This is a genomic window from Flavobacterium sp. (genome assembly GCF_044361015.1).
GTDB lineage: Bacteria > Bacteroidota > Bacteroidia > Flavobacteriales > Flavobacteriaceae > Flavobacterium.
On the sequence record NZ_JBIKJL010000059.1, the window covers coordinates 1 to 12544 of the forward strand.

10 protein-coding genes are annotated in these 12544 nt (G+C 35.2%); 8 read left to right on the plus strand and 2 right to left on the minus strand.

Features of this window, described 5'->3' with window-relative positions; all coding sequences use genetic code 11:
• Window positions 1-98 precede the first annotated feature (98 nt).
• Window positions 99-1085, plus strand: a complete 987-nt coding sequence (locus tag ACIQ2Z_RS11240) for an alpha/beta hydrolase family esterase (protein WP_396184241.1) — start codon at window positions 99-101, stop codon at window positions 1083-1085.
• A gap of 269 nt (window positions 1086-1354) precedes the next feature.
• On the opposite strand, the gene ACIQ2Z_RS11245 is transcribed toward ACIQ2Z_RS11240, so the two are convergent.
• Both ACIQ2Z_RS11245 and ACIQ2Z_RS11250 read right to left on the minus strand, forming a co-directional pair.
• Window positions 1355-1531 (minus strand): hypothetical protein, encoded by a 177-nt coding sequence (locus ACIQ2Z_RS11245; RefSeq protein ID WP_396184242.1) that lies wholly within the window; start codon window positions 1529-1531, stop codon window positions 1355-1357.
• Window positions 1524-1733 carry a hypothetical protein gene (locus ACIQ2Z_RS11250; RefSeq protein WP_396184245.1) on the minus strand — a complete coding sequence of 70 codons (210 nt, stop codon included), beginning with the start codon at window positions 1731-1733 and terminating at the stop codon, window positions 1524-1526. Before ACIQ2Z_RS11250 ends, ACIQ2Z_RS11245 begins: the two co-directional genes overlap by 8 nt.
• A 172-nt stretch (window positions 1734-1905) precedes the next feature.
• On the opposite strand from ACIQ2Z_RS11250, the gene ACIQ2Z_RS11255 reads away from it, so the two are divergent.
• The 7 genes from ACIQ2Z_RS11255 (at window position 1906) to ACIQ2Z_RS11285 (ending at window position 12185) form a co-directional block, all read left to right on the plus strand.
• The gene (locus tag ACIQ2Z_RS11255; protein ID WP_396184246.1) at window positions 1906-2388 is read left to right on the plus strand and encodes a hypothetical protein; all 483 of its coding nucleotides are present in this window, start codon (window positions 1906-1908) and stop codon (window positions 2386-2388) included.
• Between the two features lie 375 nt (window positions 2389-2763).
• Complete coding sequence (locus tag ACIQ2Z_RS11260; RefSeq protein WP_396184247.1) at window positions 2764-4371, plus strand: tetratricopeptide repeat protein; 1608 nt, start codon at window positions 2764-2766, stop codon at window positions 4369-4371.
• 143 nt (window positions 4372-4514) lie between these two features.
• Complete coding sequence (locus tag ACIQ2Z_RS11265; protein ID WP_396184249.1) at window positions 4515-6230, plus strand: SBBP repeat-containing protein; 1716 nt, start codon at window positions 4515-4517, stop codon at window positions 6228-6230.
• Window positions 6231-6368: 138 nt separating this feature from the next.
• Window positions 6369-8096, plus strand: coding sequence for an SBBP repeat-containing protein (locus ACIQ2Z_RS11270; protein ID WP_396184251.1), 1728 nt, complete (start codon window positions 6369-6371; stop codon window positions 8094-8096).
• A gap of 169 nt (window positions 8097-8265) precedes the next feature.
• The gene (locus ACIQ2Z_RS11275; RefSeq protein WP_396184252.1) at window positions 8266-8835 is read left to right on the plus strand and encodes a Crp/Fnr family transcriptional regulator; all 570 of its coding nucleotides are present in this window, start codon (window positions 8266-8268) and stop codon (window positions 8833-8835) included.
• A gap of 66 nt (window positions 8836-8901) precedes the next feature.
• The gene (locus tag ACIQ2Z_RS11280; protein WP_396184253.1) at window positions 8902-11325 is read left to right on the plus strand and encodes a carboxypeptidase-like regulatory domain-containing protein; all 2424 of its coding nucleotides are present in this window, start codon (window positions 8902-8904) and stop codon (window positions 11323-11325) included.
• A gap of 11 nt (window positions 11326-11336) precedes the next feature.
• Complete coding sequence (locus ACIQ2Z_RS11285) at window positions 11337-12185, plus strand: DUF4249 domain-containing protein (protein ID WP_396184254.1); 849 nt, start codon at window positions 11337-11339, stop codon at window positions 12183-12185.
• Window positions 12186-12544: the final 359 nt, after the last annotated feature.

Below are 12544 nucleotides of genomic sequence, written 5' to 3' on the forward strand. Positions count from 1 at the left end.
AAACCGTTGTGTGCTATTTTAAAAAAAAACGTACCGAGATTAAACCTTTCAATGAAAATAATATCTAACAAGGTATAACTATAATAATTAAATAAAATATGATTAGAATATTTTTATTATTTGTCGTGATTTTTACCCTTGGTTGTAACAAAGATGACGACAATCCAAATCCTTCAAATCCTAATGTTATACCTTACCAAGAAGGTTTGACAACGAATTACATAACGGTAAACAATATAACACGGAAATATTTAGTTTATAGACCAACAGGAATGACAACTGTAAATGCTGTTGTAACAGTTTTGCACGGTGGTGGTGGACTTGGTATTGGAGTTTCAGAAATAGGTGCTCACCCACTATCCGTTTTTCGGACAATTGCAGACAATGAAAAGTTTTTAGTAGTCTATCCAGAAGGTTCACTCGACATTCAAGGGAATCCTGGATGGAATGATTGTAGAAGTGATGATATATCAGGAAGTCAAGGTGACGATATTACCTTTTTGAAACAGTTAAATTCAAAATTAATCTCAGAGTTAAATATTAATTCAAACAAAATGTTTTTAACAGGGACAAGTAATGGTGCTTTAATGACCTATTCTTATGCTTTTCAATTTCCTGAAACTATTAAAGCGGTAGCCGTTTCAAGTGGGAATTTACCGGAGTTTCCTGAAAGTGGACTTTGTACAAATGGCTCTAATCTGCCGTTGCCAATCTTGATAACTCACGGAACAAGCGACCCTGCAATGCCTGCAATTGGCGGTTGTGTAGCAGATATTGGTGGTAATTGTAATCGTGGAAAAGTAATATCTCAAACTGCAACCTTAAATTATTGGTTACAAAGAAATGATTTACAAAATATTAATCCAACCATATCAACTTTTAATGTGAACACAACAGATGCAGGCAACGTAGAAAAAAGAATTTACAGTGGTGCAAAACCATTGATTTATTTTGTTCTAAATAACGCTGGTCACGCTGTGCCAAGTAAGACAGTTTATACCAATTCTTCACCTGCAAGTGGAGTTCAAAATAGAGATATAGAATATGCGGAAGAAGTTTGGAACTTTTTTAAAGGAATTCAATAAAAACAGCACACAATAGCTAGAGTTTCGTTAGGCTTGGAAAGCCAACACCCGAGCCAACGGCGAACGGACGAAGTAATGAAATTCCTGTTGAACCCTTCGATAAACTCAGGACAGGCTCACCGATTACTGACCGTCCACTATGGGGATTTCGATATGACTTTATAAAGATTTAGAAGAGGATATAATTTCCTCTTTATTTTTTTGTAGTTCTCCTTGGTTTTTTATCTTGTTTTCCTGCACTTTGAGGCATAGATAGCCTTACCCTTAAATTAGTTTTTATAGGAACTTGAATTTTGGCTATCGCCAATAGACCACGCAGGCGGTCCTCGTTGATCAAAAAATGAAAATCGTATGCAAATGGCTTCTAAAAGCCATTGCACTTCGATGTTGCGAAAGCATTCTCTTTCTAATTTTCTTGAACTACGAATACCATTGAGATTACCCATATAAATAGATTTTTAAAAACACTTGCGTGTCAAAACTTGGGCGTCCTTGAGCTTTTAAAACTCTTGGGGTAAATCCTAGCTTTTCTAAATCGATAGTGCCAACAAAAGCATCAATAAATCGAACTGGATTGTCAGCCGAAATAGTGTCCTCCAAACTGGATACTTGTAGCTGATTGCGGGAAATTCCTTGAATGTGTTGCATGTTTAAAAATACAAATTTTCTGTTTATCTTACAAGTTTTTCGGTATATTTGTTGAACAGATTGTGAGGTTTTTTCACAGTCTGACGTTAGTGGCAATTTTGGCAGAACGCATAATAAACAAAAAGGACAAGCCGAACACCTTATAAAAAGTAGGCATTTTAAAATAAAAAAAATGACAATTAAAACAGTAACATTCGTAATTATCACAGGGGTATTATTAACTTCGTGTAACGTTCTTCAAAAAAATGGCTCAACAGCATCACAAGGTCAAGGCAAGACTCAAGCGACTAACATTGCTTTCACTGTAGCGAAAAATTATTTTGTAAATAACACCGTAACAAAATTGGACAATCCAAAAATTGAAACGGCTGAAAAATTTAATGAAATTTTTGGTATGGCAACAAAAATGGGAAAAGATGGCAAACCGACAGAAATAGACTTTTCAAAACAATATGTAATTGCGGTTATTTTACCCGAAACAGACTTGTCAACAAATGTTAGTCCGATAAGTTTATTAAAAAACACTAAAAATGAGATTACATTAAATTATAAATCTGTAGTTGGGCAAAAACAATCTTGGACATCAAGACCAAACTTTGCCATAATTATTGACAAAAAAGAGAATGGAAATGTAACTTTAAAAGAAATAAAATAAAAACTGCCACTAACAGCAGTTTAGAACAACTACATTTTGTTAAGCATTGATTTTATTAGTATTTTTATAAAATAAATTTAATTAGTACAACATAAGTACAACAAATCAATTCTTTAATAAATTCAAGATTTAATCACTATCAAAATTACCAACGTTATTAGCAACTTTTGTACTTCATTTAAAAAATAGTATGTTTGAATGAGAAATGCTTTAGAGTTGCTTCAATCTACCCTAATAGGGGTGTATAAGCGCTATTTTATAGCGAGTAGATACAAGTTAAGGGCAAGCTTGAACCGAAATTGACTAATGGTTAAACCGCAAAAAATCAATAATTTAATAAACATGCAAAAATTATAACAGTATTGAAATAAATTTATGACTAAAAATAGTATTCTTAAAATCGTTTTTCTTTTCATTTTTTCAACAACAAATATTGTTGCACAAAACAATTCTGTTGATTTAAAATCAGTTTGGGAAAACACTAAAAATTCAGATTCTTTAAGGTTCAAGGCATTAGCTGACTATTATATTTTAAATAATCAGGCGCAACCAGACGTTGCTCTCAAAGCATTAGAGTACTACTACCAACTTGCAAAAGAAAAAAATAATACTAAAGAGCTCTACAATGTTGCTAATGGCAGAGGTGGTATTTATAGACTAAAAGGCGAATTAGATACATCTATGCGCTACTATAAAGTGGCAGAAAAATTAGCGATAAAACTAAATAATCCTACCTTAAAAGCAGATATTACAGGTAATATAGGTAATGTTTATGCAAACAAAAAAGACTATAAACAAGCACTTCAATATTTTTATAAGTCATTTAAAATCTATAAAAATTTAAAAGAGAAAAAAGGAGAATCGAATATGTTAACTAACATAGGAAGCGTATACCTTTATATACAGAATTACGATTTAGCATTAGAATATTATCAAAAGGCACTTTCAACCATTAAAAATATTGATGTTCCTCAAAGAAAAAAAGCAGTGATCTACATAAATATTGGCTGGGCAAACTATGAACTAAAAAAGTATAAGGAATCTAAAATATATTATGAAAAAGCATTAAAAATAATAGAGGTTACTAGTGATAAGTTTTTTTTAGTTTCATGTTATGCGCCCTTAGCAAAAATTCACTTGGCGTTAAATGAGATAGAGGAAGCCAGTAAGTATGCTAAAAAAATGATCACCATTAGCAACGAACTTAACGTGTCAAGTTTCATAACTGAGGGTCAAATTATTTCTGCGGAATTAGAATTAAAAAAAGGGAATATTAAAGCGGCTTTAAAAATGGGGGAATCTATATTGGCTGGGTTAGATAAAAATTCTGACAATGAATTAAAATTAAATCTATATGATTTATTATATAAGATTTATCAAGCAGATAACAATCCAAAAAAATCTTTAGAAATGTATCAGCAATACAGTATTTATAAAGATAGTGTTCAATTAGAAAGAAATAAACTTACACTCATTAGAGAAGTTGTAAAAATTGAATTTGATGATATACTTCTAGAAAATGAACAAAAAATACAAAAAGAGAAAGCAGAGGCAGAATTAAAACACCAACAAAAAACATACGGGATTATACTTGGGTCAATTATTTTAATAATGGGCATCCTATTTTACTTCAATAGAAACATCAAAAAGAATAGAAAAAAAAGAGACGAATTATTTCAAGAAATTGAAAAACTTAAAAGTAATGATGGGCAAAAACTTGTTCTAAACTCAAATGAATTTCAATTAGTAAGAGAAAAAATTGAGAAATCCATCGACAAATCATTAAACGAAACTGATTGGAACGTACTTAACATTTTACTCAAAGAACCTGATATTACCAACAAGGAAATTGCAGAAAAAGCATTCATGAGCGTAGATGGAATTGGTTCATCATTACGAAGAATGTATGTGTATTTTGATATTAAAGAATCCAAATACAAAAAAATATCTTTGATAATGGCAGCAATTAAGGCTTCAAATTAATAGCTCTTTACTGTTTTTTTTTAAAATATCTTAGCTAAAAAACTCGTTTTCACTATTAGGCTGGAGATGTTTTCACTATTAAGCGTGAAATGTTTTGAACTATTAGTACTGAGATTTGCGCTAACAATCATAAAATAAAAAACATGAAGAAGAAAAAAATACTTTTTACAGCAATTGCAATCTTCGGATTTGCAACAATTACTATGGCTCAAAATGTTCGAGCTTGGGGTACTTATTACACAGGTACAGGACAAGTATGGCCGAACGGAGAAGATAGAGGGAGTTCTTGTATTACCGATGCCGCAGGCAATGTTTACATGGTTGGATTCACAAGTTCAAATTCAGATATAGCCACAGCAGGAGCGCACCAAACTGTATATGCAGGTGGTCCCATCGTATTTGGTACAGGAGGTTATGATGCGTTTTTAGTAAAGTTTAATTCAAGTGGAGTAAGACAATGGGCTACATATTACGGAGGGAGCCAAGATGATATGGGAATATCTTGCGCTATTGATGCTTCTGGGAATGTTTACATGATTGGATCTACAAGTTCCACTTCAGGAATAGCAACGGCAGGAGCGCATGAAACTACAGTTAATGATGGCTTTTTAGTAAAGTTTAATTCAAACGGTGTAAGGCAATGGGGTACTTATTTCGAAGGTAATGGTAATGCCTGCACTACAGATGCTTCCGGCAATATATACATAGTTGGATTAACAAATTCCACTTCAGGTATAGCCACAGCAGGGGCGCATCAAACTGTGATGTCGGGCAGTGGTGACGCTTTTTTAGTAAAGTTTAATTCAAGCGGAGTAAAACAATGGGGTACTTATTTTGGAGGTTCTTATACTCTTGCTTCCGGAATGGAAAAGGGATTATCCTGCGCGACCGATACTTTGGGGAATGTTTATATGACGGGGCATACGCCCTCCACTTCCGGTATTGCCACGGCAGGCGCTCATCAAACTATTTATGGCGGAAGTTCTACTGATGCTTTTTTAGTAAAGTTTAATTCAAGTGGAGTTAGGCAATGGGCTACATATTATGGCGGCCCAGGAGTAGATATAGGATATTCGTGCGTAACCGATGCGTCTGGCAATATATATTTAGCTGGTGATACACAACAAGAATTCTTGCCTGCATCATCGGGCATGACCACAATAGGAGCGCATCAAAGTGCTTATGGTGGTGGTTATAGTGACGGATTCTTAGTGAAATTTGATTCTAACGGTCTAAGGCAATGGGGAACATATTATGGTGGTAGCTTATTAGATGTTTCATTTTCATGCGCTACCGATGCATCAGGTAATGTTTACATGTCGGGTAATACACAATCTAGTTCGGGCATAGCCACAGCAGGAGCACATCAAACTACAGTTAATGACGCCTTTTTAGTTAGTTTTAACTCAAGCGGAGTAAGACAAAGCGGCACCTATTGCGGTGGTATCAAAAATGTCTGCACTAACGATGCTTCAGGCAATGTTTACATTACGGGATATACACAATCTAATTCGGGCATAGCTACAGCAGGAGCGCATCAAACCGCTAATGGAAATAGTGGTTACAACGATGCTTTCCTTTTAAAATTTAATGGCATAAGTTTGGGTATTAATGAAACTATAAATGATAAATTATTTTCAATTTACCCTAACCCTGCACAAAGTTTAGTCAATGTAAAAGCTGATGCCAAACTTATTGGCACTTTTTACACTATTTATGACAACACAGGTAAAGTAGTTTTATCAGGAACAATAAATGCTGAAAACACAAGCGTTGAGTTGGGAAATTTATCGGTAGGTATTTATTTGTTCAGTGTAGGAGAAAATGTGAAACAGACATTTAAAGTGATAAAGGAATAAGCCAGCCCTTAACAGCGTTCAAGCGCCATAACCCTGCCGCAGGCGCAACGCAGGGTTACGATCGCCTGCACGCAAACCGTTATGGGCAAGCTTGAAGAAAAATTGCTCAATGGTTAAACAATTAAAAACAAACAAAAAATGAAAAAGATAAATTTACTAATGACAGCAATTGCAATCTTCGGATTTGCAACAATTAGCATGGCTCAAAATCAGCTAGGTTGGGGTACATATTACACAGCCACCCAAGAAGTATGGCCGTTCGGAGAAGATCTAGCTAAATCCTGCATTACCGATGCCTCAGGCAATGTTTACATGGTCGGGTACACAAGTTCAGCTGCTGGGTCAAATTTATTAGCCACTTCAGGAGCACATCAATCTCTTCATGCTGGTGGCCCCACCAGCAATGGATCGGGCAGTTTTGATGCCTATTTAGTAAAGTTTAACTCAAGTGGAGTAAGGCAATGGGCTACTTATTACGGAGGGAGCGGAAATGATTTTGGATTCTCTTGCGCTACTGACGCTTCAGGCAATGTTTTCATGATTGGAATTACAAGTTCCACCTCAGGTATAGCCACGGCAGGAGCGCATGAAACTGCAGTTAATAATGGCTTTTTAGTAAAGTTTAATTCAAGTGGCGTAAGACAATGGGGAACTTATTTTGGAGGCAACGGAAAGCACTGCACTACCGATGCTTCAGGCAATATTTACATAGTTGGAGGTACAGATTTAACTTTAGGTATAGCCACAGCGGGGGCACATCAAACTATGCTGTCGGGAAGTGGTGATGCCTTTTTAGTAAAGTTTAACTCAAGCGGAGTAAAGCAATGGGGTACTTATTTTGGAGGTATCTCTGCGGACGATGGAAATTCCTGCACTATCGATGCCTTAGGCAATATTTACATGACGGGGGCAACATTTTCTAGTTCAGGGATAGCAACAGCAGGAGCGCATCAAACTGCCAATGCGGGGTATACTGACGCCTTTTTAGTAAAGTTTAATTCAAGTGGCGTAAGGCAATGGGGTACTTATTACGGTGGTGTCGGACCTGATGATGGATTTTCATGCACTACCGATGCATCGGGAAATGTTTATATGACTGGACAGGCACAGCAACAAATGGCTGCATCGGGCATAGCTACACCAGGGTCCCATCAAAGTGCTTATGGTGGTGGATACAATGACGCTTTCTTAGTAAAGTTTGATTCAAACGGTTTTAGGCAATGGGGAACTTATTATGGGGGCAGTTTAGGTGATTCAGGAAATTCCTGCACTATCGATGCCTTTGGCAATATTTACATGACGGGGTGGACTCAATCTAGCACTGGTATAGCCACAGCAGGGGCAGTTAAAATTGTTATATCTGGCCCTAGTGACGTCTATTTAGTACAGTTTGATTTAAACGGAGTAAGGCAATCGGGCACTTATTACGGTGGAGGAGATATAGATATAGCAAGTTCATGTGCTACCGATGCCTCAGGCAATATTTATATAACGGGACATACACAATCTAATTCGGGTATAGCAACAGCAGGAGCGCATCAAACTGTTGATGGGGGTGTTGGCAGCTCTTACAATGATGCTTTTTTGGTAAAGTTTAATGGCATCAGTTTGGGTATTAATGAAACTGTAAATGAAAAATCATTTACAGTTTACCCTAACCCTGCCCAAAGTTTAGTCAATGTAAAAGCTGATGCCAAACTTATTGGCACTGTTTTCACTATTTATGACAACACAGGTAAAGTAGTTTTATCAGGAACAATAAATGCTGAAAACACTAGCGTGGATTTAGGGAATTTAGCGGCAGGTATTTATTTATTCAATGTAGGAGAAAACGTGAAACAGACATTTAAAGTAATCAAGGAATAAGCCAGCCCTTAACACGGATTTGGCAAAAGTGGCGTTTCAGTGCTCCGCAGACAGATTTGTGGTTAATCAAAGTTTGGTTCTCCGCATCAACATTTGTGGTGAAAATCGCCACCTTCGCCAAGCCCGAAACCGTTACCTGCTAGTGTAGAACGAAATCATAGCATCCAAAATGACAGAAAAATTAAAGACATATTTCGCTAACAATTTTCGGACAACAACTACCGAAATAGAACAACTTGTATCTGCATTTAAAGAAAAAACCGTCAAAAAAAACGAAACCCTAATTTCAAAAGGAGATATTTGTCGATATACATATTTCGTTAGCAAGGGTTCAGTTCGGGCATACTTTATTGATGACGATGGACAAGAAGCAACAAGATATATTGCTCTTGAAAACCAGTTTATTACTACTATACACTCTTTCATTTCGCAGACCCCTACCAATGAATTTATAGAAGCAACTGAACAAGCAGAACTTCTTCAAATATCATACAACGACTTTAAAAAAATAATAGAAGAAACAACACTAGGTAAAGATTTATACAATAAGCAACTGGAAGTTGCCTATATTACTAATCATTGGCGCTTGGAGAGTTTTTTAAAGATGTCTGCCAAACAGCGATACGACTTCTTGTTGCAAACTAATCCTGCCATTATTCAAAGATTATCGAATAAAATTGTAGCAAGCTATTTGGGCATTACTCAAGAAAGTTTGAGCCGAGTAAAAGCCCAAAAGTGATTTTTTATCATTTGTCAATGTTTTTCATTTTAATCAGCATCAATTTTGTTGCCATAAATCAAATTTATGGTAATCAAATTAAAATGCTGGCTAATTATAGCAACTATTTCTGTGGCATTCGCTGCAAATGCTCAGAAATACACCCTATCAGGTTATTTAAAAGACAGTTTAACAAATGAGTTCCTAATTGGGGCAGCAGTACAAATTGAGAATACGTCTATTGGATCTTCTTCAAATGCCTATGGCTATTATTCAATTACTGTAAATAAAGGGAAAGTAACTCTATTAGTAAACTACATAGGTTATGAACAAAAAAGTCTGACAATTGATGTAGCTTCAAACGTAACCTTAGATATTTCATTAAAAGAGAAAATGACATCCTTGAAAGAGGTAATAGTTTCTTCTACAAAGAAAGACCAAAAAATAATTAGTACTGATATGTCTGTGGAGAAAATATCTGCAAAGGATATCAAACAAATCCCTATGGTGCTTGGTGAAGCAGATGTAATCAAGTCTATTCAGTTGCTACCAGGTGTTTCTGCTCCCAATGAAGGTTCGGGAGGTTTTAATGTAAGAGGAGGATCTGCAGACCAGAATTTGATTTTATTGGATGAAGCTATTGTTTACAATCCGTCTCATCTATTTGGCTTTTTCTCTGTTTTTAATGCTGATGCACTCAAAGATGCTACCATATATAAGGGCGGAATACCTTCAAAATATGGTGGTAGACTTTCCTCCGTATTAGACATAAGGATGAGAGAAGGAAACAATAAGAAATTTACCGCAACAGGTGGTATAGGGCTTCTATCAAGTAGGCTAACTCTAGAAGCACCAATTGGCAAAGTGCACGAAGATGGTGCAAATGGGTCTTTTCTACTTTCTGCCAGAAGGTCTTATGCAGATGTTTTTTTGCCGCTTTCATCCGACACAACAATAAATCGTAATAAACTTTACTTCTATGACTTGAATTTCAGAAGCAACTACCGTTTATCGTCCAAAGACAGAATATTTCTTTCAGGGTACTTTGGAAGGGATAAAATAGATGTGCCTAATGGTTTTGGTAATTCTTGGGGTAATATAACAAGTACTCTTCGATGGAATCATTTGTTTAGTCCAAAACTATTTATGAATGTGAGTGCCATTTATTCTAACTACGATTATGCAATTACTTTTTATCCGGGTAATAGTTTTCAATGGAACTCTTCACTTTCAAATGTAAACTTCAAAGCTGATTTTGACTATTATGCAGGAGAAAAACACAAAATAAAGTTTGGTATAGGTTCCATTTTGTATCAATTCAATCCGGGAAATATTAAACCATTTGGTGCAAATTCTACAATTAATCCAACCAATTATAAGGGAAAAAGGGCTGTAGAGAATTATGCATACCTGCAGGACGATTACCGGATTTCTAACAGACTTACAATAATGTACGGATTAAGAATATCTCAATTCGCTCAAATGGCAAACGACTCCATTCCAGTATACGAGAATGGGAAACCGGTTGTTTATAATCCAGTCATCAATAATTATGAGAAAGGAACCATTTCATCCTACAAGAATTATAGAAAAAATGAACTCTTAAACAATTCATTTGGCTTTGAACCACGCCTCAGTTTGAATTATCAAGTAAATGAGGTGTCGAGTATTAAATTGGGTTATAACCGAATGTACCAGTATATTCATTTGCTTTCTACTGCAACTTCTCCAACACCATTGGATATCTATACACCAAGTTCATCATTTATTAAACCCCAAGTGGCAGACCAAATTGCTACGGGCTATTTCCGAAATTTTAAGGATAATATATTTGAATTTAGTGTAGAAGCATACTACAAATGGATGCAAAACCAATTTGACTTTATTGATGGTGCTTCACCTATTTTAAACAATTCACCAGAAACAATTCTACTAAATGGTAATGCACGTTCGTATGGTTTGGAATTTATGGTAAAGAAAAGTGAAGGAAGATTTACAGGATGGATAAGCTATACATTGTCAAAAGCCGAACGCAGAACACCAGGTATCGATGGTGGGAAAGGGATTAATAATGGAGCATATTATGTCACAAATTACGATAAGCCACATAACATTGCAGTTACTGGAAATTATCAGATATCTGAGAGATGGTCTTTTTCAGCCAATTTCATATTCCAAACTGGCAGACCAGCTACTTATCCTGAATCAAAATACACATTTAACGGACTTTCTATACCTGAATACAGCGAACGTAATGCCCATCGATTGCCCAATTATCACAGATTAGATATTGCAGCAACGTTAAAAGGTAAACAAACAAAACGGTGGAAAAGTCAATGGATATTTGGTATTTACAATGTGTATAACCGCCAAAATGCCGCAAATATTACCTTCAAAGAAACCTTGACAAATAACAATAGTGAAACTGGATTAGGAACAGGAAATAACAAGGCATATAAGCTTACCTATTTTGGTTTAGTACCAAGCATTAGTTACGAGTTTAAATTTTAAATAATAAAAACATGAAATTAATAAAAACAATCTGTCTTTTGGTAGCAACAGCTACTCTTTTTACTTCTTGCGAAAAAGAAATAAATTTAGATTTGAAAAATACAAGTCCCAAACTAGTAGTAGAAGGGAATATTCTATGGGGTATTGATACTGTTATCAATCAGCAAGAATTAAAGCTCAGTCTTTCCGCTAATTATACAGGCAATACTAATCCACTGCCAGTAACAAATGCAATCGTAATGGTAAATGATGGAACAAATAACTATACTTATAATCATATCGGAAATGGGGTTTACAGGAGTAGTTTTATTGCAGCAACCAACAAGACTTATAAGTTAATCATAAGCTATGAAGGAGATGAGTACAATGCTTATGAAACTCTGAAAGCAGGAGGTGCTGCTATAGATAGTCTTACGGTAAATTACTTTCCCTCAGCATTAGGCAGTCCAGAAGGAAATTTTATCACAGTAAACACAACTGATCCTTTGAATGAAAGAAACTTCTATTTATGGCAATTGTTTATAAACGAGCAATTAATGATAAATCCTTCACCAGGAAATATTTATAGAGCCATACAAAAAGATGACTTTTTCAACGGACAACCTTTATTAAATTATTTGCCTTTTGATAATTTTCCTGTGGTTACTGGCGACATAGCAAGATTACATCAACTGAATATCTCTGAACAAATGTATAACTATTACTATTCCATTTTTAATTTAACGGCATCGTCCCCAGTTTCTGGCGATGTGCCACCAGGAAATATAAAAGGTAATATTGTGAATTTAAATAAACCAGATAAAAACGCCTTGGGCTATTTTGGTGCGTGCAGTATATCAATCAAAACAAAAAAGATATAATCTTATAAAATTAAAAACTATATTCACTTGCATTTGCCATTTTTATACTAGTCAAAATCACCACTTCCTGACTTTAAAATTCAATCATTTAACAAAATTAAGAATTGAACAGCAAGTATTCATTTAACAATCTTGTGGGAGTATTAGATAAGACGGGTAGAATGATTGTTATACAGAAATACAAATACACAAATGACTATTAACACGACAGAAACACCAGCAGGTAACACGGGTTCCTATGTAAAGCATCATAAAGTTTTCAACAACTTTGAATAAGGGTTATATGTTGGTTTTTTTTCGAGTAAGGTTATCCGTTCCAACGGCTTGTTGGAAAAGTTGGCAACAACTTTTTGTCCGCC